Below are 25,235 nucleotides of genomic sequence, written 5' to 3' on the forward strand. Positions count from 1 at the left end.
GACCTTTTAGAACACAACCCCGACTATTTCGCCCGGTGGCGGCTGGCGCCTCACCGGGCCTATGGGATGGCATTCTACATTTGCCTACCGCACCGTCAGTTTCACCACCTCACCGGGCCGTAGCTTATAGAACCTTTATGCGCCGCGTTTCGCCGTCAGCTCGGCAATGCGTACAATCACCTGCACCGCCTTCTCCATGCCTTCAAGCGTCACAAACTCATGCTTCCCGTGGTAGTTATAGCCGCCGGTAAACAGGTTCGGGCACGGCAGGCCCATAAACGAGAGCTGCGCGCCGTCGGTACCGCCGCGAATCGGCTTTAACTGCGGTTCAATATCGCAATCTACCATCGCCTGGCGGGCGATATCGACCACGTGCGGGTGCGCCATCACCTTCTCATGCATATTGTAATAGCTGTCCTCAATGACCAGCTCGATATAGCAATCCGGATGAAGCCCCTTGCCGACCTTTTTGGCGATCTCCATCATCTTGCGCTTGCGGGCCTCAAACTGCTTCCGGTCAAAATCGCGGATGATGTAGTGCATATCTGCCCGATCGACGGTGCCTTTGATGCTGGCCAGATGGTAGAAACCCTCGTAGCCTTCGGTGGTCTCGGGCGCTTCGTCCGCTGGCACCTCGGCATGAATGCGCGCCGCCAGCGATAGGGCGTTCACCATCACCCCTTTCGCCGTGCCGGGATGAACGTTATTACCCACGATCTTAATCGTCACCGAGGCGGCGTTAAAGTTCTCGAACTCCAGTTCACCCACGCCGCCGCCGTCGACGGTGTAAGCCCAGCGCGCATCGAATGCCGCGACATCAAAATGCTTCGCCCCTTTACCCACCTCTTCATCCGGCGTAAAGGCGACGCGGATATCGCCGTGGGGAATATTCTTCGCTTTTAGCGTCGCCAGCGCGGTCATGATCTCCGCGATGCCCGCTTTGTCATCCGCGCCGAGCAGCGTTTTGCCATCGGTGGTAATCAGCGTCTGCCCGAGCAGCTGGTGCAGTACCGGGAACATCACCGGGGAGAGAACCTCGTCGCCAATACCGAGAGCGATATCACCGCCGCGGTAGTTTTCGACGATCTGCGGATTAACATTCTTACCGCTGAAGTCAGGCGACGTATCGACATGGGAAATAAAACCAACGGCCGGAATATCACCCTCAACGTTAGCCGGCAGGGTGCCCATGACCGTCCCTTTCTCACTCAGCGTCACGTTCACCAGTCCCATTTCTTGCAGCTGCGCCTGAAGCAGACGTAACAGCTTCCACTGACCTTCCGTGCTCGGTACCTGACGCACGCCAGGCTTCGACTGCGTGTCTAAAGAAACGTACTGCAAAAAACGCTCAAGCAATTTATCCATGTAGCCACCCTCTTCTTTTGTGACAACATTATTGATAAGCCGGAAAAGACAAATATTGCGTCAGGTCATTTTTAGCCCGGCAAATGAGAATTTAATCCATTTCGCACGATAATGTTGTAAAGGTAGCTCATCATGGCGCATCAATCATTGGCGATTACAATCGTTTGCCGTAGAATGCTCGGCCTTATTATTTTATGTGTCAAACCAAAGGTGGTTAACCACAAACCCCGCATCGGTAAGCTTTCCGCTGCGCCTACATGGGACAGAGTCAAAAATTGAATACACAACCGCGTTCGCGTTCTCCGCTGGTTCAGCTGGCGGGAATTCGCAAAAGCTTTGATGGTAAAACGGTAATATCCGACCTCAATCTGACCATCAACAACGGTGAGTTTCTCACCCTGCTTGGCCCCTCCGGCTGCGGTAAAACAACCGTTCTTCGTCTTATCGCCGGCCTGGAAAGCGTCGATAGCGGCCGAATCCATCTCGAAGATCACGATATCACCCATATCCCGGCGGAAAACCGCCACGTTAACACCGTCTTTCAAAGCTATGCGCTGTTTCCGCACATGACGGTGTTTGAAAACGTCGCCTTTGGCCTGCGTATGCAGAAAACCCCGGCCGCGGAAATTACCCCCCGCGTCCACGACGCCCTGCGTATGGTGCAGCTTGACGCGTTTGCCCAGCGTAAACCGCATCAGCTCTCCGGCGGCCAGCAGCAGCGCGTCGCCATCGCCCGCGCGGTAGTCAACAAACCGCGCCTGCTGCTGCTTGATGAATCTCTCTCCGCACTTGATTATAAACTGCGCAAGCAGATGCAGAATGAGCTGAAGGCGCTTCAGCGTAAGCTCGGCATCACCTTCGTCTTCGTGACCCACGATCAGGAGGAGGCGCTGACCATGTCCGACCGCATCGTGGTCATGCGCGAGGGTAAAATTGAGCAGGACGGCACGCCGCGCGAGATCTACGAAGAGCCAAAAAACCTGTTTGTCGCCAGCTTTATCGGCGAAATCAACATCTTCGATGCCACAGTCATCGAGCGGATCGACGAGCAGCGGGTGCGCGCCAGCGTCGAAGGCCGCGAATGCAATATTTACGTCAGCTTCGCCGTTGAAAAAGGCCAGCGGCTTAACGTTCTGCTGCGTCCGGAAGATCTGCGCGTAGATGAGATCCACCACAGTAACGATGCCGATGGCTTGATAGGCTATATCCGCGAACGCAACTATAAAGGCATGACGCTGGAATCGGTGGTTGAACTGGAAAACGGCAAAATGGTCATGGTCAGCGAATTCTTTAATGAAGACGATCCTGATTTTGACCACTCTCTCGACCAGAAAATGGCCATTAACTGGGTAGAAAGCTGGGAGGTTGTGCTGGCCGATGAAGAACACAAGTAAATTCCAGAATGTGGTGATCGCCACCATCGTGGGCTGGCTTGTGCTGTTCGTCTTTTTGCCCAACCTGATGATCATCGCTACCAGCTTCCTGACCCGCGACGATACCAACTTCGTTAAGCTGGTCTTTACGCTGGATAACTACGCGCGCCTGCTCGACCCGCTCTACTACGACGTGCTGTTGCATTCGTTGAATATGGCGCTGCTGGCGACGCTGGCCTGCCTGGCGCTCGGCTACCCTTTCGCCTGGTTCCTGGCAAGGCTGCCGGAAAAGGTGCGCCCGCTGATGCTGTTTCTGCTGATCGTGCCGTTCTGGACCAACTCGCTGATTCGTATCTACGGGCTGAAGATTTTCCTCAGCACCAAGGGCTACCTCAACGAATTTTTGCTGTGGCTGGGGGTCATCGATACGCCGCTGCGCATCATGTACACCCCCTCGGCGGTCATTATCGGCCTGGTCTATATTCTGCTGCCGTTTATGGTGATGCCGCTCTACTCCAGCATCGAGAAGCTCGACCGCCCGCTGCTGGAAGCGGCGAGAGATCTTGGCGCCAGTAAGCTGCAAACCTTTATCCGCATCATCATTCCACTGACCATGCCGGGCATTATCGCCGGCTGCCTGCTGGTGATGCTTCCGGCGATGGGGCTGTTCTACGTTTCCGACCTGATGGGCGGCGCGAAGAACCTGCTGATCGGCAACGTGATAAAGAGCCAGTTCCTCAACATTCGCGACTGGCCGTTCGGCGCGGCGACCAGCATCACGCTGACGCTGGTGATGGGCCTGATGCTGCTGATTTACTGGCGCGCGGCGCGCTTACTGAATAAAAAGGTGGAGCTGGAATGATTGGTCGACTGCTGCGCGGCGGCTTTATGACCGCCATTTACGCGTATCTCTACATCCCCATTATTATTCTGATCGTGAATTCGTTTAACAGTTCGCGCTTTGGCATCAACTGGCAGGGTTTCACCACCAACTGGTATAGCCTGCTGATGAATAACGACAGCCTGCTGCAGGCGGCGCAGCACTCGCTGACCATGGCGGTGCTGTCGGCCACCTTCGCCACCCTTATCGGCTCGTTGACCGCCGTAGCGCTCTACCGCTATCGCTTTCGCGGCAAGCCATTCGTCAGCGGGATGCTGTTCGTGGTGATGATGTCGCCGGATATCGTGATGGCGATTTCGCTGCTGGTGCTGTTTATGCTGATCGGCATTCAGCTGGGATTCTGGTCGCTGCTGTTTTCGCATATCACTTTCTGCCTCCCCTTCGTGGTGGTCACGGTGTTTTCGCGCCTGAAAGGCTTCGATGTACGCATGCTGGAAGCCGCAAAAGATCTCGGCGCCAGCGAACTGACCATTCTGCGAAAAATCATTTTGCCGCTGGCGCTGCCCGCGGTGGCCGCGGGGTGGCTGCTGAGCTTTACCCTGTCGATGGATGATGTGGTGGTTTCTTCGTTCGTCACCGGGCCGGGTTATGAGATCCTGCCGCTGAAGATTTATTCGATGGTTAAAGTGGGGGTATCGCCAGAGGTTAACGCGCTGGCGACCATTCTGTTGGTTCTGTCGCTGGTGATGGTTATTGCCAGCCAGTTAATTGCACGTGATAAAACTCAGGGGACGTTAAAATGAAAAAATGGTCACGCCACCTGCTCGCTGCGGGCGCTCTGGCAGTCGGGATGAGCGCCGCACATGCGGACGATAGCAAAACGCTCTATTTCTACAACTGGACCGAGTATGTCCCGCCGGGACTGCTGGAGCAGTTCACCAAAGAGACCGGCATCAAGGTTATCTATTCGACCTACGAATCGAATGAAACCATGTACGCCAAGCTCAAAACCTATAAAGACGGCGCCTACGACCTGGTGGTGCCGTCCACCTACTTCGTCGACAAAATGCGCAAAGAGGGCATGCTGCAGAAGATCGATAAGAGCAAGCTGAGCAACTTCGGCAACCTCGATCCTGAAATGCTCAACAAACCCTTCGACCCGAACAACGACTACTCGATTCCGTACATCTGGGGCGCGACGGCCATTGGCATCAACAGCGACGAGATCGATCCCAAAACCGTCACCAGCTGGGCGGATCTGTGGAAGCCAGAGTATAAGAGCAGCCTGCTGCTCACCGACGACGCGCGCGAAGTGTTCCAGGTAGCGCTGCGTAAGCTGGGTTACTCCGGCAATACCACCGATCCCAAAGAGATCGAGGCGGCCTATAACGAGCTGAAAAAGCTAATGCCGAACGTGGCGGCGTTCAACTCGGATAACCCGGCGAACCCGTATATGGAAGGCGAAGTAAACCTCGGCATGGTATGGAACGGCTCCGCGTGGGTCGCGCGTCAGGCCGGTACGCCGCTGGAAGTGGTGTGGCCGAAAGAAGGCGGCATCTTCTGGATGGATAGCCTGTCGATTCCGGCAAACGCCAAAAACGTCGACGGCGCGCTGAAGCTGATCAACTTCCTGCTGCGCCCGGAAATCGCCAAACAGGTAGCGGAAACCATCGGCTACCCGACGCCAAACCTGGCCGCGCGTAAGATGCTGAGCCCGGAAGTCGCCAATGATAAATCGCTCTACCCGGACGCCGCAACGATTCAGAAAGGCGAATGGCAGAACGATGTCGGCAGCGCCAGCACCCTGTATGAAGAGTATTATCAGAAACTGAAAGCGGGTCGTTAATTTCGCCATACTGCCGGGCTTCGGCCCGGCAGTATGCGCTTATCCCGGTAGGCGTTATTGGCGCACGAACAACGCACAGAAACCGGACGTACACGCAGCACGTGAGGATTGTCTCGCTACGCTCGCCCTCCGGGCCGCCCTGAAGGGCGTTCAAAGTACTTCCGTATTGTGTCAAGCACTGCCCAGGTCCAAAATGGCCAGTGAAAGAGTCCTGATGGGATAGGCTCTAAGATATGTTACAAGGGTTAGTTATCCTGTTGTTCTGTCTTTCAATCTGTCACCAGGCTTTCGCCAGCCTGGGTGAGAGTGAATTACGGCGGCGGCTTTTTTACGACCCGCCAGAGGCCTACTCTTTGCGCTTTCCCTTACGTTTATTTGCGGCGTCGGTGACATAGTTCAGCGGCTTCCAGAGCGCTGCTATCGTAATAAGCGTACCGAACGCGGCGATATCGCCCTGTGCGCTCTGGCCGACCAACAGCAGATAGAGCAGATGAAACAAACATGAAGCGGCGGATCCGATACCGAGAAAAAAACAAATAATAAACAGGATATTTCGGCTATCGGAAAGACGGGGCAGGCAATACTGACTCCACAGCCCAACCCCAACTGCGGCAATAAAAATAATGAAAGATATCACTAACGGGCTATCCATAGCCGCTCCTGTTTTCCATTGCGATTTATCAAAGACGTGGCGTCGACCTGGCGACCTCATGCAGCAATTTTTCCACAAACCTCGGTACTTCTTCGCTTGCCAGGCCATAGTGCTTTTCAGCAAATTCGCTGCCCACCTGGCTTGGTTCGAGGTTTAGCTCAACCGTATGGGCGCCCTGCAGCCGCGCTTCGTGGACAAAGCCGGCCGCCGGATAAACGTGCCCGGAAGTGCCGATGGCGATAAAGATATCGCACTCGGCCAGCGCCAGGTAGATTTCATCCATATCCAGCGGCATCTCGCCGAACCACACCACGTGCGGGCGCAGCGGCGCGGGAAACTGGCAGCAGTGGCATTTATCCTCCGTGGTCACATCGCCGGTCCACTCCAGCACCTGCCCACTCCACGAGCAGCGCACCTTCAGCAGTTCGCCGTGCATGTGTATTATCCGCCGGTTACCCGCGCGTTCGTGTAGATTATCGATATTCTGGGTCACCAGCAGGAAATGGTCGCCCAGCGCCTCTTCCAGCCGCGCCAGCGCCTGATGCGCCGCATTGGGCGCGATGTCAGGGCTTTGCAGCTGGCGGCGGCGGTCGTTGTAAAACGCCTGTACCAGCGCCGGGTCGCGGGCGAAACCTTCCGGCGTCGCCACGTCTTCCACCCGATGCTCTTCCCACAGACCATCTGCGGCGCGGAAGGTTTTAATTCCCGACTCCGCCGAAATGCCCGCGCCGGTTAGCACCACGACTCTTGGTTTTTCCATCGTTTCAGGTGTCTCCTTATCTTCGCCGAAGAAAATCCGCTGGCGCAAACGGTCTCGTAACCGGCGCTTGTTGCGGCGAAATCGGCTTAATCGGTGTAAGCGGCGCGACTGCATAGCTACCTCTGTCGTTATTGAGTCAGATGAAGGAAGGCCGCACCGCGCATACCTCCGGCATCGCCATGACGCGCGCGCTCAATACGCGGCACGCTGGCAACGGGAAGCAGATGTCGCGGCAGGCGCTGCGCCAGCCCTTCGGTTATTGCAGTAAAGTTAGACAATCCTCCGCCAAGCACCAGCAGATCGGGGTCGACAATCGTTAAAATATTGCCCAGACACACCGCCAGCAGATCGAGATAGCGCTCAACGTGCTCGCGCGCCTTCGCGTCTCCCTGTTGCCAGAGCGCGACGATCTCGGGTGAGGTTAAGGATTGTTGATAAAAGTGTTGGTATAACCAGGCGAAACCGCGCCCGGAAAGATAGTTTTCAATACAGCCCAGCTGACCGCAGCCGCAGCGGGTCAGAGGAAAATCACGCCCTACCACTTCCAGCGCATCCACCGGCAGGCGGATATGGCCGAATTCGCCGGTAATATAGCGATGCCCGGTAATCGATTTACCGTTAAGCACCAGACCGCCGCCAACCCCGGTGCCGAGGATCAGCCCCATCACCAGCGGATATTGCGTAAATTCATCGTCCCACGCTTCGGAGAGGGCAAAACAGTTGGCATCGTTATCAAGGCGCACGTCGCGCCCCAGACGCTCGCTCAGATCGGCCCGCAGCCGTCTGCCGCTGGCGGCGGGAACGTTGGCGGCGTACAGCGTGCCGTCTTCAGTTTCCGGCATGCCCGGAATACCAATGCCCACCGAGCCCTGGCAACCAAAGCGCTGGTCAGCTTCCTGTACCAGCGCTTCTACCGCCTGCAAAAATGCTTCGTAGCTCTCTTTCGGCGTGGCGACGCGTTTTTCCCACTGCAGCCGCCGCGCTTTATCAAATATGCCCAGCGCTATCTTGCTGCCGCCAATGTCAAATCCATAGTACATTTCAGCAATTCCTCTTTACTGGTCAGCAAAGCCGACCATGACGATAAATTACTGGCCACTCAGCACCCTCGCCGGGTCAATGCGGCTGGCGCGGCGGGCGGGATACCAGCTGGCCAGCAAACTCAGCAACAGTGCTGTCACCAGCACGTAAACGACGTCCAGCCAGTGCAGTTCAGACGGCAGGAAGTCAATAAAATAGATGTCGCCGGAGAGGAATTTATGCCCGATCAGGTTCTCAATACCGTTAATGATTGCGGTCAGCTTGAAGGCGCAGATAACGCCAATCGCCACCCCAATCAGGCTCCCTACCGAACCGGCAAGTAAACCATACCATACGAAAATCGCGCGGATCAGCCCGTCTTTTGCGCCAAGCGTGCGCAGCACCGCAATATCGCCGCTTTTATCCTTCACCGCCATCACCAGGGTCGAGACGATGTTAAAGCAGGCCACGCCGATCACCAGCACCATCGCGAGGTACATAATGGCGCGGATCATCTGGATGTCGCGGTACATATAGCCATAGGTGCCTATCCAACTCTTAATGTATACGTAGCTGTTGGTCACTTCGCCGGCATCGCGCACCAGGGTGTTCGCGTGGAACACATCGGTGACTTTAATGGCGATACCGGTCACGCTGCTGCCCATTTCAAGGTACTGCTGCGCATCCTGCATGGGGATCATGGCAAAACTATGATCGAGCTGGCCGCTGAGCTGCAAAATACCGGTAACGTGGAGCCTGACGCGCTTTGGCTGCAGCAGCTGGTGGTCGGCATCCGAGTTGGGGATCATGATTGACACCCAGTCGCCCTGCTTAACGTGCAGCGCATCGGCGACGCCTTTACCGAGGATCACCTGCTGCTCTCCGGCTTTAAAGCTGGCCCACGCGTTGTTCTGCACAAAGTTGGGTAGCGAACTGAGGCGGCTCTCCTGCTGCGGATCGACGCCCTTTACCTGGATAGCGCGCATGTTGCTGCCGCTCTCCACCAGCCCGGTGAAGTTAATGTAAGGCGCCGCGGCAACGATGCCTTTGACCTTTTCAACCTTCGCCAGCGCTTCGTTCCAGTTGTTCCACGGCTGGTTCACCGGCTCAATTTCACCGTGCGGCACCACCGCCAGAATGCGGTTGTTGAGCTCGCGCTCGAAGCCGTTCATGGCGCTCAGGCCAACGATCAGCACCGCCACGCCTAGCGCAATACCGATGGTCGAGATAACTGAAATCAGCGAAACCATTCCTCCGCGCCGCCGTCCGCGGCTAAAGCGCAGGGCAATCAATAACGATAACGGAGAAGCCATTACTCAGCCCCCATCAGGGAGAGTTCGGCGGTCAGGCGCCCGTCGCGCATCTCCAGCTGGCGGCTCATCCGTTTTGCCAGCTGCAGGTCGTGGGTCACCACCAGAAAGGCGGTGCGCTGCGCCACGTTCAGTTCGCCAAGCAGCTGAAAAATGCTGTCGGCGTTGCGGGCATCAAGGTTACCGGTAGGTTCATCCGCCAGCACCAGCCGCGGTTTATTGACCAGCGCGCGGGCAATCGCTACGCGCTGACGCTCGCCGCCGGAGAGCTCCGACGGGCGGTGGTCGCTGCGGTGTTCAAGCCCGACGGCGCGCAGCATCGCTTTCGCCTGACGCTCAATATCCGCCGCCTTCTGTTTACCGATTAACAGCGGCATCGCCACGTTTTCCAGCGCGGTGAAATCCGGCAGCAGGTGGTGAAACTGATAAATAAAGCCCAGCTCGCGGTTGCGCAGATCGGCGCGCGCGGCGGCTGAGAGTCGGCTCATCGACTGACCGGAAAAGATAACGTCGCCGGAGGTCGGCGTATCCAGCCCGCCAAGCAGATGCAGCAGCGTACTTTTGCCGGAACCGGAGGTGCCGACAATCGCCATCATCTCGCCCTCTTCAATGCTGAAGCTGACATCATGCAACACGTCGGTTTGCACGCTGCCTTCCTGATAGCGTTTGCACAGGTTGTCGCATTGCAGCAGGATCTTATTCATAACGTAAAGCCTCAGCGGGTTGAGTGGCGGCAGCGCGCCATGAAGGATACAACGTAGAGAGTAATGCCAGCGCCATTGCCACCAGGGCAATCACGATCACCTGTAGCGGCTCAATGGCTACCGGCAGCGCGGCGCCGTCGAGGAACGCGCCGATAATCGGCATCAAATTATTCAGCTGGCTGGCAAGCAGCGCGCCCAGTCCGGCGCCAAGCAGCGCGCCGACGATCCCGGCGCTCGCGCCCTGGACCATAAAGACCAGCATGATCTGCCGCGGCGTCAGGCCGAGAGTCTGGAGGATCGCCACCTCGCCCTGCTTTTCCATGACCATCATACCCAGCGAGGTAATGATGTTAAAAGCGGCGACGGCGACGATCAGGCTCAACAGCAGGCCCATCATATTTTTTTCCATCCGCACGGCCTGGAACAGCTCGCCTTTACGTTCGCGCCAGTCCTGCCATTTGGTCCCTTCCGGTAGCGTCTGCTGGCTGAGGGTATCCACCTGTAAAGGCTGATTCAGCCATAGCCGCCAGCCGGTAATATTCCCCTGCGGATAGCGCATCAGGCGCGAAGCGTCGTCGATGTTGGTCAACATCTGATAGCCATCGACTTCGCTGTTGGCGGCAAAGGTGCCGATCACGTTAAACAGACGCTGGCTGGGAACCCGCCCCATCGGGGTGAACTGGCTGGCGGAGGGCACCATCACGCGGATCTGGTCGCCGCGATTGACGCCCAACTGCCCTGCCAGCTGCTCGCCCAGGATGACGTTATACTTTCCGGCCTGCAGATCGCTCTGCTTGACGTTAACCAGGTAAGGCGTCAGGGGATCTTTTTGCGCCGGGTCGATGCCGAGCATTACGCCAACCGCCACGCTGCGGGCGCTTTGCAGCACCACATCGCCGGTGGTCAGCGGCGCCACGCGGGTGACGCCCTGTAATCTGGCCGCGCTTTCCGGCAGCTGTTGCGGGTTTATGGACCCCTGCTTGGCGCTAAGGATGGCCTGCGGCATCAGCCCCAGGATGTTATTTTGCAGCTCGCGCTCAAAGCCGTTCATCACCGACAGAACGGTAACCAGCGCCATGACGCCAAGCGTAATGCCAATGGTCGAGAGCCAGGAGACGAAACGACCGAAGCGGTCGGCTGCGCGCCCACGCATATAGCGAAGGCCGATAAAGAGTGCGGCAGGTTGATACATGTCATCCATCTAATTGCTGATAGCCGATGCCCGAGTATATAAGCGATTATGAGCAGCGTAAATGACTGATACCTGTAGATTTTATTGGCAATAATAACAAAAATTCAATATAAACAACAAGATAGATGAGCAAGTCGTTATTTAACTTTACGCTTATCGGAGTTCGTTACATTTCTGGCCAAAACATGACCTTTGCGATACGGGTTGGCGAATCCGGGTCAATCGCGGATAATCTCACTATTGAATATCAGCGAGTTGCCCTCCATATCGGCAGAGCGAATACCCAAGAGATCATGATACCGTCTATGCCTGAACAATACCGATACTCTCTGCCGGTTAAAGCCGGCGATCAGCGCCAGCTTGGCGAACTTACCGGCGCGGCCTGCGCCACTCTGGTGGCGGAAATGGCCGAGCGCCACGGCGGCCCGGTGGTACTGATTGCCCCCGATATGCAAAACGCCCTGCGTCTGAACGATGAAATCAGGCAGTTTACCGATAGCATGGTGGCGGGCCTCGCGGACTGGGAAACGCTCCCCTACGATAGCTTCTCCCCGCACCAGGACATTATCTCTTCGCGTCTCGCTACCTTATACCAGCTCCCGACGATGGAACGCGGCGTATTAATCATTCCGGTCAGCACCCTGATGCAGCGCGTCTGTCCGCATAATTTCCTCCACGGCCACGCGCTGGTGATGAAAAAAGGCCAGCGGCTGTCGCGGGATGCGCTGCGCGCCCAGCTGGATAGCGCCGGCTATCGTCACGTCGACCAGGTGATGGAGCACGGCGAGTACGCCACACGCGGCGCATTGCTTGACCTGTTCCCTATGGGCAGCGAGCAGCCCTATCGTCTCGATTTTTTTGATGATGAGATAGATAGCCTGCGTCTGTTCGACGTCGACAGCCAGCGTACGCTGGAGGAAGTCGCCAGCATCAACCTGCTTCCGGCGCACGAATTCCCGACGGATCAGGCCGCCATCGAGCTGTTCCGCAGCCAGTGGCGCGACCGCTTTGAGGTCAAACGCGACGCCGAGCATATTTATCAGCAGGTCAGTAAAGGCACGCTGCCTGCGGGGATCGAATACTGGCAGCCGCTGTTCTTTAACGAGCCGCTGCCGCCGCTGTTCAGCTATTTCCCGGCGAAAACGCTGATCGTTAACACCGGCGATCTGGAAGCCAGCGCCGAACGTTTCCAGAACGAAACGCGCGCCCGCTTTGAAAACCGCGGCGTCGATCCGATGCGCCCGCTTTTGCCGCCGGAGCAGCTGTGGCTACGCAGTGATGAACTGTTTAGCGAGCTGAAAAAATGGCCGCGCGTACAGCTCAAAACCGAGCGTCTGGCGGAAAAAGCCGCCAATACCAACCTCGGCTACCAGAAACTACCCGAGCTGGCGATCCAGGCGCAGAACAAAGCGCCGCTGGATAATCTGCGTCGCTTCCTCGAGTCCTTCAGCGGGCCGGTGATTTTCTCGGTCGAGAGCGAGGGGCGTCGCGAGGCGCTCGGCGAAATGCTGGCGCGCATTAAAATCGCGCCAAAGCATATCCTGCGTCTTGAAGAGGCGACGGCTAACGGCCGCTATCTGATGATTGGCTCGGCAGAGCATGGCTTTATCGATAGCCAGCGGAATCTGGCGCTGATTTGCGAAAGCGATCTGCTGGGCGAGCGCGTCGCCCGCCGTCGTCAGGATTCACGCCGCACCATCAATCCGGACACCTTAATCCGTAACCTGGCGGAGCTGCATATCGGCCAACCGGTGGTGCATCTTGAGCATGGGGTTGGGCGCTACGCCGGCATGACCACGCTTGAGGCGGGCGGGATTAACGGCGAATACCTGATGCTGACCTACGCGAACGACGCCAAACTGTACGTGCCGGTATCGTCGCTGCATCTGATTAGCCGCTACGCCGGCGGCGCGGAAGAGAATGCGCCGCTGCACAAGCTGGGCGGCGATGCGTGGGCGCGAGCGCGGCAAAAAGCCGCCGAAAAGGTGCGCGACGTGGCCGCCGAGCTGCTGGATATCTACGCCCAGCGCGCGGCGAAAGCGGGCTACGCATTTAAACATGATAAAGAGCAGTATCAGCTGTTCTGCGACGGCTTCCCGTTCGAAACCACGCCCGATCAGGCGCAGGCCATCAACGCCGTACTGAGCGATATGTGCCAGCCGCTGGCGATGGACCGCCTGGTGTGCGGCGACGTTGGCTTCGGCAAGACGGAAGTGGCGATGCGCGCCGCGTTTCTGGCGGTGGAAAACCATAAGCAGGTGGCGGTGCTGGTGCCTACCACCCTCCTCGCCCAGCAGCACTTCGATAACTTCCGCGATCGCTTCGCCAACTGGCCGGTGCGAATTGAGATGCTCTCGCGCTTTCGGAGCGCTAAAGAGCAGGCGCAGATCCTTGAGCAGGTCGCGGAGGGGAAAATCGATATTCTTATCGGCACCCATAAGCTGCTGCAGCCGGACGTTAAGCTGCGCGATCTCGGCCTGCTGATTGTCGATGAAGAGCACCGCTTTGGCGTACGCCACAAAGAGCGCATTAAGGCAATGCGCGCCGACGTCGATATCCTGACCCTGACCGCGACGCCGATTCCGCGAACGCTGAATATGGCAATGAGCGGTATGCGCGACCTCTCGATCATCGCCACGCCCCCCGCACGGCGTCTGGCAGTCAAAACCTTCGTTCGCGAATATGACGCGCTGGTGGTACGCGAGGCGATCCTGCGTGAGGTGCTGCGCGGCGGCCAGGTCTACTATCTCTATAATGACGTCGAGAATATTCAAAAAGCGGCGGAAAGACTCGCGGAGCTGGTGCCGGAAGCGCGTATCGCCATTGGCCACGGGCAGATGCGCGAACGCGAACTCGAACGGGTGATGAACGATTTCCACCACCAGCGTTTTAACGTGCTGGTATGTACCACCATTATCGAGACCGGGATCGACATTCCGACGGCGAACACCATTATTATCGAGCGCGCCGATCACTTCGGGCTGGCTCAGCTGCACCAGCTGCGCGGCCGCGTCGGGCGTTCGCATCATCAGGCCTACGCATGGCTGTTGACGCCGCATCCAAAAGCGATGACCACCGATGCGCAAAAACGCCTTGAGGCTATCGCGTCGCTGGAAGATCTCGGCGCCGGATTCGCGCTGGCCACCCACGACCTCGAAATTCGCGGCGCGGGTGAACTGCTGGGCGAAGATCAGAGCGGCTCCATGGAAACCATCGGCTTCTCTCTCTACATGGAGCTGCTGGAAAATGCCGTTGACGCGCTAAAAGCCGGACGCGAGCCCTCGCTGGAGGATCTCACCAGCCAGCAGACCGAAGTTGAGCTACGGATGCCGTCGCTGCTGCCGGACGACTTCATCCCCGACGTCAATACGCGCCTGTCGTTCTACAAACGCGTTGCCAGCGCGAAGAACGAGAATGAGCTGGAGGAGATCAAAGTCGAGCTTATCGATCGCTTTGGCCTGCTGCCGGATCCGGCAAGAAACCTGCTCGACATCGCCCGACTGCGCCAGCAGGCGCAGAAGCTGGGGATCCGTAAGCTGGAGAGCAACGAAAAAGGCGGCACCATTGAGTTTAACGAGAAGAATAACGTTAACCCGGTGTGGCTGATTAGTCTGTTGCAGAAGCAGCCCCAGCACTATCGCCTGGACGGCCCGACGCGTCTGAAGTTTATGCAGGATCTCGCCGAGCGTAAAACGCGGATGGAGTGGGTGCGCCAGTTTATGCGCCAGCTGGAAGAGAACGCCACCGCCTGATAGCATTCGGGATACGGTCCGCGCGCCGTATCCCGCCCCTCACCGCCTGTGCGGCAAAATTTACAAACATTTTGCAATCCCTCTGAACTTCCAGACACTCGTTTCACCATAATCTCAGGGACTTTTCGTATAAAAATAACCACTTACTTATTATGGAAATTAGAGTGATGAAAAGCTTTTCGCGAATTTCTCTCTGGCTGGGGATGATAGCTATCGCCACCGCGCTGGCGCTGCCCGCTCGCGCCAATACCTGGCCCCTGCCGCCGCCGGGCAGCCGTCTGGTCGGGCAAAACCAGTTCCACGTGGTCGAGAATAACGGCGGCTCGCTCGAAGCGATCGCTAAAAAGTATAACGTCGGTTTTCTGGCCCTGCTCCAGGCGAACCCCGGCGTGGACCCTTATGTTCCGCGAGCCGGTAGCGTGCTGACGATTCCGCTGCAAACTCTGCTGCCTGACGCGCCGCGAGAAGGGTTAGTCCTTAACCTCGCCGAACTTCGCCTCTATTACTATCCGCCAGGAAGAAGTGAAGTGACCGTGTATCCTATCGGCATCGGTCAGCTCGGCGGTGATACCATCACGCCGACAATGGTCACCACCGTCTCCGACAAACGCGCCAACCCGACCTGGACGCCAACGGCCAATATTCGCGCCCGCTATAAAGCCATGGGCATCGATCTGCCCGCCGTGATGCCCGCCGGCCCGGATAACCCGATGGGGCACCACGCCATTCGCCTGGCGGCGTACGGCGGCGTGTACCTGCTGCACGGTACTAATGCCGATTTCGGCATCGGCATGCGCGTCAGCTCCGGCTGTATTCGCCTGCGCGATGACGACATCAAAGCGTTGTACAACGAAATAACCCCGGGAACGAAGGTGACGATTATCAATACGCCAATCAAGGTTTCCGTTGAGCCGAACGGCGCCCGCCTGGTGGAGGTGCATCAGCCGCTGTCGAAGCATATCGATGACGATCCGCAGACGCTACCGATCGTCCTCAATGACATCATGCAAGCGTTCAAACAGGCGCAGCTGACCGATACCGAGGTAATGGAACGCGCAATGACGCTGCGTTCGGGTATGCCAATTGATGTCACCCGCCACCATCGCGTCACGGAGCAGTCGCTATAGTTTCCTGAATCGTTGACGAAAAAAACCGCCTACAGTTCACTGGGGCGGTTTTTTTATGGCAATAATCAAACAGGGTACTGCTTTTTTGCGGGTTGCGGCGCCAGATAAGGGGTGGGCGCCGCTTCGCGTCAGAGACAACGCTTTCTTACTTCACGCGGACTGCTGAAGGGGGTCAGATCCGCGCGTGGTCAGTGGCATAACAGGAGTAGCGTGACAATTATTTGTAAATAACCGCAGTCCCGTGAAGGGTGTTAGGACCTGTGACTGACGTAATACGGTAAGAGGTTGCGCCCATCTCTTCCGCCTTTTGCGCCAGCTGATCTTCCAGCGAACCGAGGTTGGTCCCGGCTGAGGCGGAAACGGTACCGATTTTATGCTGACCCGCCGGCGTTGACTGGACTTCGACAGCGGCAAAGCTGGCGAATGAGAGTGAGCTAAGAACCGCGGCGATGGCAAGTGTTTTAACGTTTTTCATGATTGTTATACCTGTGCAGATGAATGTTATTGTAGGGGCGAACGCATTTAATTAACGATCGATAGGGAAATGATAGTGTGATCCACATCACACGTCAAACGATTTTTATAACGACCGTTTAACTATTTATAAACAGCATAAAATTCATACATATATGAATTATTTATTTTTAGACCGACATCGCTGGCAGCACGTAAGGTTTATTTTTATAATGGCCTTTCAACAAACCAACATAGGTACAGCGGCACCATGACAACTGACGTTCAAAGTTGCACGAAAAAAAGCCGTGGCCGACCTAAAGTGTTCGACAGGGAAGCGGCGCTGGATAAGGCCATGACACTCTTCTGGCAGCACGGCTATGAAGCCACCTCTCTCGCCGATTTAGTGGAAGCAACGGGCGCCAAAGCGCCTACGCTCTACGCAGAATTTGTGAATAAAGAGGGGTTGTTTCGCGCGGTGCTGGATCGCTATATCTCCCGCTTTGCCGCCAAACACGAAGCGCTTCTTTTTGACGAGGAAAAAAGCGTCGATCGGGCGTTACGCGATTATTTCACCGCCGTCGCGACCTGCTTCACCAGTAAAGAGACGCCGGCAGGCTGTTTTATGATCAATACCTCCGCGGCGCTGGCGGCGGCGTCAACCGACATCGCCAATACCGTTAAGTCGCGGCACGCGATGCAGGAACAGACCCTTACGCAGTTTCTGCAACAGCGTCAGCTGCGCGGCGAACTCCCGGCAGAGGGCGATGTGCGTCAGTTGGCCCAGTTCCTTAACTGCATATTACAAGGCATGTCGATCGGCGCGCGCGAAGGCGCCGATTTCACTAAAATCATGCAAATCGCCGAGACCACGCTGCGCCTGTGGCCCCAGGTTCTTCAGCGCTAAGGCCTCGTTCACCGGTGGGCTCCCACCGGTTCCCTCCCCCTTAATCCCTACATAACGTCATGTTTTCAGTGATTTATTTTGTGCATTTCACGAGAATGATATTGATAACAATAATCAATACGGGCAAAATTCAGCTTTAAACATTTCTGTTTATTTCACCGTGTAACAACCGGTACGCCCGTATCGGAAAACTAAAACAACGATATCGTAAGCCCTTAATAATTCGAGTTGCAGGACAAGGCACGTGTGCCTTGAACTGCGCTAGCGCTGGCCCCTTAGGGGCGAGTAACGCGCCTGCGACTTGGAGAATGACGGGTATAAACTCATAAAAGGAATGAGCATGAACAAGCGTCTCTGGGTACTAAACCCACTGCTGCTGGCAACCGCCCTGCCCGCCTGGGCGGCTGATGACAACATGATCGTCAGCGCTAACCGAACGCACCGTACCGTCGCAGAAATGGCCCAGACCACCTGGGTTATTGAAGGCCAGGAAATTGAACAGCAGGTTCAGGGCGGTAAAGAATTCAAAGACGTGCTGGCGCAGCTGATCCCCGGCATCGACGTCAGCAGCCAGGGACGCACCAACTACGGCATGAATATGCGCGGCCGCGCGATCGTCGTCCTGATCGACGGCGTTCGCCTTAACTCCTCCCGTACCGACAGCCGCCAGTTAGACTCTATCGATCCGTTTAACATTGAACACATCGAGGTGATCTCCGGCGCAACATCCCTGTACGGCGGCGGCAGTACCGGCGGCCTGATTAATATCGTCACCAAAAAGGGCCAACAGGAGCGCCAGGTCGATCTGGAGCTGGGGGGTAAATCCGGTTTTGCCAACAGCAACGACCATGATGAACGCGTGGCGGCCGCGGTAAGCGGCGGCACAGACCACGCATCCGGTCGTTTATCGATCGCTTATCAGCGTTTTGGCGGCTGGTATGACGGTAACCACGATGCGCTGCTCCTGGATAATACCCAAACCGGGCTTCAGCATTCCGATCGTCTGGATGTGATGGGAACGGGAACCATTGAGATTGACGAGAACCGCCAGCTGCAGCTGGTGACGCAGTACTATAAAAGCCAGGGCGACGATTACGGCCTGTACCTGGGGAAAAATATGTCGGCGGTGACCGGCGATGGCAAAGCTTTTACCACCGACGGTCTGAACTCCGACCGCGTCCCCGGTACCGAACGCCACCTGATTAGCCTGCAGTACTCCGATGCCGATTTCCTCGGGCAGAACCTGGTCAGTCAGGTCTATTATCGCGATGAATCCCTGACCTTTTATCCTTTCCCGACGCTCAGCAAAGGCCAGGTCAGCAGCTTCTCGTCTTCAAAGCAGGATACCGATCAGTACGGCGCGAAAATCACCCTGAATAGCCAGCCGCTGGACGGCTGGGACCTGACCTGGGGAGTCGACGCCGACCATGAAACCTTCAACGCCAATCAGATGTTCTTCGATTTGGGCCAGTCGATGTCTTCCGGCGGCCTGAACAATCAGGCCATCTTCACCACCGGCCGTTACCCGGGCTACAGCATCACCAACCTGGCGCCGTTCCTGCAGTCCAGCTATGACCTGAACGATATCTTCACTATCAGCGGCGGCGTGCGTTATCAGTGGACGGAAAACCGGGTCGATGATTTTGTCGGTTATGCCCAGCAGCAGGATGTCGCCAGCGGCAAGGTTAGCTCGGCGGATGCCATTCCGGGCGGAAAAACCGATTACGATAACTTCCTGTTTAATGCCGGGATTGTGGCGCATCTCACCGACCGTCAGCAGACCTGGTTTAACTTCTCACAGGGCGTTGAGCTGCCGGATCCGGGCAAATACTACGGCATCGGTAAATACGGCGCGGCGGTCAACGGCCATCTTCCGCTTCTCTCAAGCGTCAACGTTGGCGATTCGCCGCTGCAGGGGATTAAAGTTAACTCCTACGAACTGGGCTGGCGCTACACCGGCGATAATTTGCGTACCCAGCTGGCGGCTTACTACTCGACCTCCGATAAAACCATCGTCGTTAACCGTACCGATATGACCATCGATGTGCAGTCCGATAAGCGCCGTATTTATGGCGTAGAGGGCGCGGTGGATTACTACTTCCCGAACAGCGACTGGAGCGCCGGGGCTAACTTTAACGTTTTGAAATCACAGGTGAAGAGCGATGGCAGCTGGCAGAAGTGGGACGTCACTCTCGCCTCGCCGTCAAAGGCCACCGCCTGGGTTGGCTGGGCGCCGGAACCGTGGTCGCTGCGGGTGCAGAGCCAGCAGGTGTTTGATATAAGCGATGCCAGCGGCAATAAGCTCGATGGCTACAATACCGTCGACTTTATCGGCAGCTACGCGCTCCCTGTCGGCAAGCTGACCTTCAGCATCGAGAACCTGCTCAATGAAGATTACGTCACCGTATGGGGCCAGCGCGCGCCGCTGCTTTACAGCCCGACCTACGGCAGCAGTTCTCTATACGAGTACAAAGGTCGCGGCCGTACCTTCGGCCTGAACTACGCTCTGAGCTTCTGATAAAAAAAGCCCCTCGGCCAGAGAGCCTGAGGGGCTAATAAAGATAAACATCTTTTTTAGGCTTTGTTAGTCAGAATCAGCTGGCCATTGCTGTCCAGCGGGATTTGCGTACCGGGGTCGCGATCCATACGGATTTTGCCCTGCTGATCGCCGATTTTGTAAGTGACGTCATAGCCGAGCATTTTCTCTGATTTGTCGTACACCGTTTTACAGCGCTGCTGCGTCGTGGTGTAGGTATCCCCTTCCTGCATAGAGCCCTGAATCTGGTTACCGGCATAGCCGCCGCCCAGCGCGCCCACGACGGTGGCAACGTCGCGGCCGCGTCCGCCGCCGAACTGATGACCAATAACCCCACCGGCCACCGCGCCTAAGACGGAACCGGCGATGCGGTTTTCATCCTGCACAGGTCGACGATGGGTTACGGTGACGTTACGGCACTCCTGACGCGGGGTTTTGACGCTCTCTTTTATCGGCGTACTGGACACTACCTGGGCATACTGCGGGCCGCGGTCTAACACGTTAAGACCGGCAACGGCTGCGACGCCCAGCGCGGCAGCCACGCCAATTCCTATACCCGCCAACATTGATTTATTCACGGGACTTCCTCCTTCGTTGCTATTGCCTGTAATTTTGCAACCCAGCCATCAGGCTTGCAAATAAGAAAGCGGATGAAAAGTGCGTGAACGTACGGCAAATCAATGGGATTCGGAGGAATCTGAGAGGGTTTTCCGGGAAGGGCAGGAGGATATTCTGTCAATTGTTCTCATCATTCGACAGGAAAACGGGCGGTCAAAACCTTCTGGCTTTACCGCCCATAGACATTAATGCAGCTTCAGGCGCGGACGAATAATGCGGTTGATACGTCCAACCAGCATCATCAGGCCGGTTTTAAAGTAACCGTGCAGCGCAATCTGGTGCATGCGATACAGAGAGATATAGACGAAACGCGCAATACGCCCTTCGATCATCATTGAACCGCGCATCAGGTTGCCCATCAGGCTGCCAACGGTGGAATAGTTAGAGAGCGACACCAGCGAGCCGTGATCTTTATAGGTATAAGCTTTCAGCGGTTTACCTTTCATCTGCGCCACAATATTGTACAGAGCGCAGGTCGCCATCTGGTGCGCGGCCTGAGCGCGCGGCGGGACAAAACCGCCTTCCGGGCGGGCGCAGGACGCGCAGTCGCCGATAGCGTAGATATCCGCGTCGCGAGTCGTTTGCAGGGTCGGCTCAACCACCAGCTGGTTGATACGGTTGGTTTCCAGACCGCCAATCTCTTTCATAAAGTCCGGCGCTTTAATCCCCGCCGCCCAGACCATCAGGTCAGCGTGGATAAATTCGCCTTCTTTCGTATGCAGGCCGTTAGCATCGGCGCTGGTGACCATGGTTTTGGTCAGTACGCGAACGCCAAGCTTGGTCAGCTCGCTGTGCGCGGCGCCGGAAATGCGCGGCGGCAGCGCGGGCAGAATGCGCTCACCGGCTTCAACCAACGTGACGTTCAGGGCTTCATTGGTCAGCCCTTTATAGCCGTAGCTGTGCAGCTGCTTCACCGCGTTATGCAGTTCGGCCGACAGCTCGACACCGGTCGCGCCACCGCCAACGATAGCGATATTCACCTTGCCGTTCGCCCCGAGATTCGCCGAATACTTGAGGAACAGGTCCAGCATTTCCTGGTGGAAACGACGCGCCTGATGCGGATTGTCGAGGAAAATGCAGTTCTCTTTCACGCCTGGCGTGTTGAAGTCGTTCGAGGTACTTCCCAGCGCCATCACCAGCGTGTCGTAAGGCAGCTTACGCTCGGGCACCAGCAGCTCGCCCTTCTCGTTATGCAGCTCGGCAAGGGTGATCGTTTTGGTTTCGCGGTTAATATCCACCACCGACCCCAGCTGGAACTGGAAGTCGTGGTTACGGGCGTGAGCAAGGTAGCTCAGCGCGTCTACACCTTCATCAAGTGAACCGGTCGCCACTTCATGCAGCAGCGGTTTCCACAGGTGGCTGTGGTTACGATCGACCAGCGTAATTTTGGCCTTTTTATTACGGCCCAGCTTTTTCCCCAACTGGGTAGCCAGCTCCAGCCCACCGGCACCACCACCCACAATCACTATTTTTTTCAATGGTGTAGTCACGCGACCCCCTAAAATTATTAACCAATTGTTAATTAAAAGTTATACATATAACCTTTAATTAACAACAGGTTACGGCAGTGAAACCATTCAGCGGGATCGAGAATAACATGAACGGTGCATTGGTCATACCAAAATTGATATGCATCAAGTTTTACTGCATATTTTTTGAGCGTGAAATCGCAAAATCGATAAAAAAAGCCCGCGATGTTGGCACATCGCGGGCCGGGAGGAGATCAGCCGAGGGTTTTAAAGGCCTTTATTCGCTGCAGATGCGGGGAGATGTTTTTAAATTTGTGGGTCTGCTCTTCATCCCAGATTATCTCATAGTAATGGTGCAGCAGCTCCGCCGAACGCTGGCTATTCAGCGCTTCGTCCTGGCGTGACAGCACCACCAGGCAACGGTCGCGGTTTTTTTCGCGGAAATTGTTAACGCACTTGGTAGCGATATCCGCATACTCTTCCGGCCGATCAATCCTCCCTTCCATGTTTTCATTGGGAAACAGGTTTGGATTAAAAATGGCCTGGCGGATATCGCAAAGAAAGCCAATTCGCTCCGCCCAGAAACCGCCGAGACCCACGCCGCAAATCAGCGGCCGATCGTCGGCGCTCAGCTGCAGCATCTTATCGACCTCTTTTAATAAGTGCTGCATATCATGTTTGGGATGCCGCGTGCTGTAGCTAATCAACCGAACATCGGGGTCAATAAACTGAAGCTGAAGCACCTTCTCATGGTTACCGGGGCTGTTTGAGTCAAAACCATGTAAATAGATAATCATCGCATCCTCACCAGACAACAACGCCTTTCAGGTTTATTACGCGGATTTCGCCTCTTGCCAGCGCGCGTGAAGCTGCTCAAGCTGCGCGCTGATCGTCTTCCAGCGGGCGGAATCCCTTAACGCCTGACGGCTAAAGGAACCTTTATGATACAATTTCGTAACACGCTCTGCTTTGATCGGCGACAGGTTATCCAGCACGCTGACCGCACCCTTACGATTATTGCAGACGAGGATCATATCGCAACCCGCATCCAGCGATGCCTGGCCGCGCTCGGCGTAGCTGCCCATAATCGCCGCCCCTTCCATCGAGAGATCGTCAGAGAAGATGACCCCATCGAAGCCCAGCTCGCCGCGCAGGACCGTTTTTAACCAATGCGCGGAGCCGCTGGCCGGGCGCGGGTCGACGTCGCTGTAGATAACGTGGGCGGGCATAATGGCGTCCAGCCGCTGCTCGCCGATCAGCGTACGGAAGATGGACATATCTCTGGCGCGAATTTCCGCTTCCGCGCGCGGATCGCGCGGCGTCTCTTTATGGGAATCGGCCGTCACCGCTCCGTGTCCCGGAAAGTGCTTACCGGTGGTTTTCATGCCCGCAGCGTGCATGCCGTCAATAAAATGACGAGCTATCGCCAGGGCTTTGTCAGGATCGTCGTGATAAGAACGCTCGCCAATAGCGGCGCTGATATGCCCAACGTCCAGCACCGGCGCAAAGCTGATATCAATATCCATGGCGATCATTTCGCTGGCCATCAGCCAGCCGGCCTCTGCGGCCAGCTTACCGCCCTCCTCCATGCCGAGCAGCGCAGCGAAGGACTGCGCTGCGGGAAGACGGGTAAAACCCTCACGGAAACGCTGCACGCGCCCGCCTTCCTGGTCTACCGCCACCACCAGATGGTTGCGCGAAGCCTCGCGGATCTGGCGAACCAACTCGCGCAGCTGCGCCGGATCGTGATAGTTGCGGGTAAACAAGATCAGCCCGCCAACCAAAGGATGCGCCAGAATCTCACGCTCTTCCGCATCCAGTTCAAAACCTTCGACATCCAACATTACCGGACCCACACCCACCTCTCTTATCCTTTTACTTTTTGTCTAACTGGCGCCATATCTCATCCGCCAGCGCAATAAACTGCCGGTCGCCGGTTTGCTGCCAGCGCCGCTCGTACCAGCCCGCCATCAGCAGCCGCACCCACGGACGCCAGCGCTGAATTTGCCGCCAGAGCTGATGCTCATCGATGCTCGCCTGTCTCGCGTATTCTGCGGCTAGCCGACGATGCGCGGCGGGATCGATCCACACCGCCGCCAGCTCCAGCGCGATATCGCCATCGCCCGCATATTCCCAGTCAATCAGCCGCAGCCCCGCCTCGCCGTGAACGATGTTGCCCGCATGGACATCCATATGTAACGGGGCGAGGCGCAGCGGCCGAGGCTCGCCGCGACGCAGCAGGCGTTTATGCCAGCGCAGCCACCTTGGCGTACGCCGCGCGGGGCTGCACTGTTGCCAGTACAGCTCAAGCAGCGGCCGCAGCGCGATACGCCAGCCAAAGCGCGGCTGCCGGTGCAGATGATACAGTAACCCTGCGAGCGCCGGACACTCCGGTAACGCGTTGACCACGTCGCCAGCGCAGTATTCCACCACCATCCAGGCGGGAGAATAAAAAACCGGCGCGGGCGCTAAGGAATCGGGAAGGCGTGACAGGACATGATACTGACGGCGAAAATCGCAGGCTGGCGCATGCGGATCGTGCGGCTGGCGCAGCACCCGCCTTTGCAGACCATCGCTGAGAATGCAGCTGCCGCCGCTCAGCCCGTTTTGGGACAGCGCGGCGACAGGCCTATAGCGCGGGAAAAAGCGCGACAGCACCTCGTCGCGCGTAAGCTTATTGTTGCTGAACTGCACCTTTACCTGACCAGATAATTTCGCCGGTCTGTACCAGCATCAGCTGCATTTTCAGCTCAGGTGAATTGACGTTGCCGGTCGCGTTGGAATAGAGCACATATTGTGCGCCAACGGTACGCGCAATGCCCATCGCTTTGCTGCGGCTGCCAAGGCTATCCTGCGGCGACAGGCCGAGCTGCTGTTTGGCTACGCCCAGCTGCTGCTGAGAGACCAGGGTGAATTTTCCGTTGCCTTCCAGCGCGTTGCGCAGCGCCGTGGTGGCCTCACCGGCATTCAGGGTGCCGTTGGTGCGGTTATTGACGCTGTCGACCAGCAAAATACTCCCCGCATTCACGCCGCTGGCCTGCAGCATCTGCCCGATCATCGGCTGCACCGCGGAACTCCAGTCAAAGTGACGTACGCGCGGCGCGGGCTGAGCTGGCTGCTCGCCGTGTTCAATCGGCCCCGGCTGCGTAGGGATCGCGGGAATAGTCGGCACAGTCGGCTGCGGCTGAACCGGCTGCTGCGGCTTCGGCTGCGCTTCCTCAACGGGAGCGGGTTCCTGACGTTGCCCCACGCATCCGGCAAGGAATATCGCCAGTGCGGTAACTAATGCATAGCGACATAGTTTAATCAT

23 protein-coding genes are annotated in these 25,235 nt (G+C 56.9%); 9 read left to right on the forward strand and 14 right to left on the reverse strand.

All coding sequences use genetic code 11. The annotated features are described in order from the left end of the window. Window positions 1-135: 135 nt before the first annotated feature. The gene (pepT, locus tag GUC22_RS16030) at window positions 136-1,365 is read right to left on the reverse strand and encodes a peptidase T (protein WP_004138356.1); all 1,230 of its coding nucleotides are present in this window, start codon (window positions 1,363-1,365) and stop codon (window positions 136-138) included. 257 nt (window positions 1,366-1,622) lie between these two features. Between pepT and potA the strand changes: the two genes are divergently transcribed. From potA to potD, 4 genes are read left to right on the forward strand one after another with little or no spacing between them, the layout of a single operon-like run. Next, entirely contained in the window at window positions 1,623-2,759 is a 1,137-nt protein-coding gene (gene potA / locus GUC22_RS16035) for a spermidine/putrescine ABC transporter ATP-binding protein PotA (RefSeq protein WP_004138358.1), read from the forward strand. Continuing rightward, entirely contained in the window at window positions 2,743-3,600 is an 858-nt protein-coding gene (gene potB / locus GUC22_RS16040) for a spermidine/putrescine ABC transporter permease PotB (protein ID WP_004131456.1), read from the forward strand. Before potA ends, potB begins: the two co-directional genes overlap by 17 nt. Further along, on the forward strand, window positions 3,597-4,382 hold the full coding sequence (gene potC, locus GUC22_RS16045; protein WP_004138360.1) for a spermidine/putrescine ABC transporter permease PotC: 786 nt from the start codon (window positions 3,597-3,599) through the stop codon (window positions 4,380-4,382). The genes potB and potC overlap by 4 nt, the downstream gene beginning before the upstream one ends. Further along, window positions 4,379-5,425: a spermidine/putrescine ABC transporter substrate-binding protein PotD gene (gene potD / locus GUC22_RS16050; RefSeq protein ID WP_024359528.1), complete on the forward strand. Its 1,047-nt coding sequence runs from the start codon at window positions 4,379-4,381 to the stop codon at window positions 5,423-5,425. Before potC ends, potD begins: the two co-directional genes overlap by 4 nt. A gap of 346 nt (window positions 5,426-5,771) precedes the next feature. Here the strand turns inward: potD and GUC22_RS16055 are convergent, their stop codons facing one another. The 6 genes from GUC22_RS16055 to lolC are packed head-to-tail and all read right to left on the reverse strand — an operon-like array spanning window position 5,772 to window position 11,063. Then, window positions 5,772-6,077, reverse strand: coding sequence for a hypothetical protein (locus GUC22_RS16055; RefSeq protein ID WP_004138364.1), 306 nt, complete (start codon window positions 6,075-6,077; stop codon window positions 5,772-5,774). Window positions 6,078-6,105: 28 nt separating this feature from the next. Continuing rightward, window positions 6,106-6,951 (reverse strand): Sir2 family NAD+-dependent deacetylase, encoded by an 846-nt coding sequence (gene cobB / locus GUC22_RS16060; protein ID WP_024359530.1) that lies wholly within the window; start codon window positions 6,949-6,951, stop codon window positions 6,106-6,108. Between the two features lie 14 nt (window positions 6,952-6,965). Beyond that, window positions 6,966-7,877, reverse strand: coding sequence for an N-acetylglucosamine kinase (gene nagK, locus GUC22_RS16065; RefSeq protein WP_024359531.1), 912 nt, complete (start codon window positions 7,875-7,877; stop codon window positions 6,966-6,968). A 48-nt stretch (window positions 7,878-7,925) separates the two neighbouring features. Then, window positions 7,926-9,170, reverse strand: coding sequence for a lipoprotein-releasing ABC transporter permease subunit LolE (lolE, locus tag GUC22_RS16070; RefSeq protein WP_024359532.1), 1,245 nt, complete (start codon window positions 9,168-9,170; stop codon window positions 7,926-7,928). Further along, entirely contained in the window at window positions 9,170-9,871 is a 702-nt protein-coding gene (lolD, locus tag GUC22_RS16075) for a lipoprotein-releasing ABC transporter ATP-binding protein LolD (protein ID WP_004138368.1), read from the reverse strand. The genes lolE and lolD overlap by 1 nt, the downstream gene beginning before the upstream one ends. Next, window positions 9,864-11,063 (reverse strand): lipoprotein-releasing ABC transporter permease subunit LolC, encoded by a 1,200-nt coding sequence (gene lolC, locus GUC22_RS16080; RefSeq protein WP_004131430.1) that lies wholly within the window; start codon window positions 11,061-11,063, stop codon window positions 9,864-9,866. The genes lolD and lolC overlap by 8 nt, the downstream gene beginning before the upstream one ends. Window positions 11,064-11,368: 305 nt before the next feature. On the opposite strand from lolC, the gene mfd reads away from it, so the two are divergent. Both mfd and ldtC read left to right on the forward strand, forming a co-directional pair. Then, window positions 11,369-14,815 (forward strand): transcription-repair coupling factor, encoded by a 3,447-nt coding sequence (mfd, locus tag GUC22_RS16085; protein WP_142476494.1) that lies wholly within the window; start codon window positions 11,369-11,371, stop codon window positions 14,813-14,815. Between the two features lie 167 nt (window positions 14,816-14,982). After that, window positions 14,983-15,942 carry a L,D-transpeptidase LdtC gene (gene ldtC, locus GUC22_RS16090; RefSeq protein ID WP_004138369.1) on the forward strand — a complete coding sequence of 320 codons (960 nt, stop codon included), beginning with the start codon at window positions 14,983-14,985 and terminating at the stop codon, window positions 15,940-15,942. Window positions 15,943-16,159: 217 nt separating this feature from the next. Here ldtC and bhsA read toward each other — a convergent pair whose 3' ends face one another. Next, the gene (gene bhsA / locus GUC22_RS16095) at window positions 16,160-16,417 is read right to left on the reverse strand and encodes a multiple stress resistance protein BhsA (RefSeq protein WP_004131427.1); all 258 of its coding nucleotides are present in this window, start codon (window positions 16,415-16,417) and stop codon (window positions 16,160-16,162) included. A 124-nt stretch (window positions 16,418-16,541) separates the two neighbouring features. Here bhsA and GUC22_RS27300 point away from each other — a divergent pair, with 124 nt between their 5' ends. The 3 genes from GUC22_RS27300 (at window position 16,542) to GUC22_RS16105 (ending at window position 19,820) form a co-directional block, all read left to right on the forward strand. Beyond that, window positions 16,542-16,670: a hypothetical protein gene (locus GUC22_RS27300; RefSeq protein WP_162685316.1), complete on the forward strand. Its 129-nt coding sequence runs from the start codon at window positions 16,542-16,544 to the stop codon at window positions 16,668-16,670. Continuing rightward, the gene (locus GUC22_RS16100) at window positions 16,667-17,302 is read left to right on the forward strand and encodes a TetR/AcrR family transcriptional regulator (protein WP_024359537.1); all 636 of its coding nucleotides are present in this window, start codon (window positions 16,667-16,669) and stop codon (window positions 17,300-17,302) included. The genes GUC22_RS27300 and GUC22_RS16100 overlap by 4 nt, the downstream gene beginning before the upstream one ends. A 340-nt stretch (window positions 17,303-17,642) precedes the next feature. Then, the gene (locus GUC22_RS16105) at window positions 17,643-19,820 is read left to right on the forward strand and encodes a TonB-dependent siderophore receptor (RefSeq protein ID WP_049130239.1); all 2,178 of its coding nucleotides are present in this window, start codon (window positions 17,643-17,645) and stop codon (window positions 19,818-19,820) included. Window positions 19,821-19,876: 56 nt separating this feature from the next. On the opposite strand, the gene GUC22_RS16110 is transcribed toward GUC22_RS16105, so the two are convergent. From GUC22_RS16110 to lpoB, 6 genes are all read right to left on the reverse strand, one after another. After that, entirely contained in the window at window positions 19,877-20,416 is a 540-nt protein-coding gene (locus GUC22_RS16110) for a glycine zipper 2TM domain-containing protein (RefSeq protein WP_004131424.1), read from the reverse strand. 225 nt (window positions 20,417-20,641) lie between these two features. Then, window positions 20,642-21,946: an NAD(P)/FAD-dependent oxidoreductase gene (locus GUC22_RS16115; RefSeq protein ID WP_024359539.1), complete on the reverse strand. Its 1,305-nt coding sequence runs from the start codon at window positions 21,944-21,946 to the stop codon at window positions 20,642-20,644. Window positions 21,947-22,179: 233 nt separating this feature from the next. After that, entirely contained in the window at window positions 22,180-22,722 is a 543-nt protein-coding gene (gene ycfP / locus GUC22_RS16120; protein WP_004132365.1) for an alpha/beta hydrolase YcfP, read from the reverse strand. Between the two features lie 36 nt (window positions 22,723-22,758). Further along, on the reverse strand, window positions 22,759-23,769 hold the full coding sequence (gene nagZ / locus GUC22_RS16125; RefSeq protein WP_155552354.1) for a beta-N-acetylhexosaminidase: 1,011 nt from the start codon (window positions 23,767-23,769) through the stop codon (window positions 22,759-22,761). 31 nt (window positions 23,770-23,800) lie between these two features. Beyond that, a complete protein-coding gene (thiK, locus tag GUC22_RS16130) occupies window positions 23,801-24,619 on the reverse strand; it encodes a thiamine kinase (protein ID WP_101868429.1) in 819 nt (272 codons plus the stop codon). Then, on the reverse strand, window positions 24,600-25,235 hold the full coding sequence (gene lpoB / locus GUC22_RS16135) for a penicillin-binding protein activator LpoB (protein WP_004131417.1): 636 nt from the start codon (window positions 25,233-25,235) through the stop codon (window positions 24,600-24,602). Before lpoB ends, thiK begins: the two co-directional genes overlap by 20 nt.

Source organism: Klebsiella sp. MPUS7, from assembly GCF_009905335.1.
Taxonomy (GTDB): Bacteria; Pseudomonadota; Gammaproteobacteria; order Enterobacterales; family Enterobacteriaceae; genus Klebsiella; species Klebsiella grimontii.

Bases quoted from the DNA above. Each gene is read 5' to 3' on its own strand.
- GUC22_RS16105 (WP_049130239.1), top strand. From the start codon at position 17,643: ATGAACAAGCGTCTCTGGGTACTAAACCCACTGCTGCTGGCAACCGCC.
- lolD (WP_004138368.1), bottom strand. From the start codon at position 9,871: ATGAATAAGATCCTGCTGCAATGCGACAACCTGTGCAAACGCTATCAG.
- lolE (WP_024359532.1), bottom strand. From the start codon at position 9,170: ATGGCTTCTCCGTTATCGTTATTGATTGCCCTGCGCTTTAGCCGCGGA.
- ldtC (WP_004138369.1), top strand. From the start codon at position 14,983: ATGAAAAGCTTTTCGCGAATTTCTCTCTGGCTGGGGATGATAGCTATC.
- potC (WP_004138360.1), top strand. From the start codon at position 3,597: ATGATTGGTCGACTGCTGCGCGGCGGCTTTATGACCGCCATTTACGCG.
- potD (WP_024359528.1), top strand. From the start codon at position 4,379: ATGAAAAAATGGTCACGCCACCTGCTCGCTGCGGGCGCTCTGGCAGTC.
- nagZ (WP_155552354.1), bottom strand. From the start codon at position 23,769: ATGTTGGATGTCGAAGGTTTTGAACTGGATGCGGAAGAGCGTGAGATT.
- potA (WP_004138358.1), top strand. From the start codon at position 1,623: ATGGGACAGAGTCAAAAATTGAATACACAACCGCGTTCGCGTTCTCCG.
- cobB (WP_024359530.1), bottom strand. From the start codon at position 6,951: ATGCAGTCGCGCCGCTTACACCGATTAAGCCGATTTCGCCGCAACAAG.
- pepT (WP_004138356.1), bottom strand. From the start codon at position 1,365: ATGGATAAATTGCTTGAGCGTTTTTTGCAGTACGTTTCTTTAGACACG.
- GUC22_RS16100 (WP_024359537.1), top strand. From the start codon at position 16,667: ATGACAACTGACGTTCAAAGTTGCACGAAAAAAAGCCGTGGCCGACCT.
- lpoB (WP_004131417.1), bottom strand. From the start codon at position 25,235: ATGATTAAACTATGTCGCTATGCATTAGTTACCGCACTGGCGATATTC.
- GUC22_RS16055 (WP_004138364.1), bottom strand. From the start codon at position 6,077: ATGGATAGCCCGTTAGTGATATCTTTCATTATTTTTATTGCCGCAGTT.
- potB (WP_004131456.1), top strand. From the start codon at position 2,743: ATGAAGAACACAAGTAAATTCCAGAATGTGGTGATCGCCACCATCGTG.
- bhsA (WP_004131427.1), bottom strand. From the start codon at position 16,417: ATGAAAAACGTTAAAACACTTGCCATCGCCGCGGTTCTTAGCTCACTC.
- lolC (WP_004131430.1), bottom strand. From the start codon at position 11,063: ATGTATCAACCTGCCGCACTCTTTATCGGCCTTCGCTATATGCGTGGG.
- nagK (WP_024359531.1), bottom strand. From the start codon at position 7,877: ATGTACTATGGATTTGACATTGGCGGCAGCAAGATAGCGCTGGGCATA.
- ycfP (WP_004132365.1), bottom strand. From the start codon at position 22,722: ATGATTATCTATTTACATGGTTTTGACTCAAACAGCCCCGGTAACCAT.
- mfd (WP_142476494.1), top strand. From the start codon at position 11,369: ATGCCTGAACAATACCGATACTCTCTGCCGGTTAAAGCCGGCGATCAG.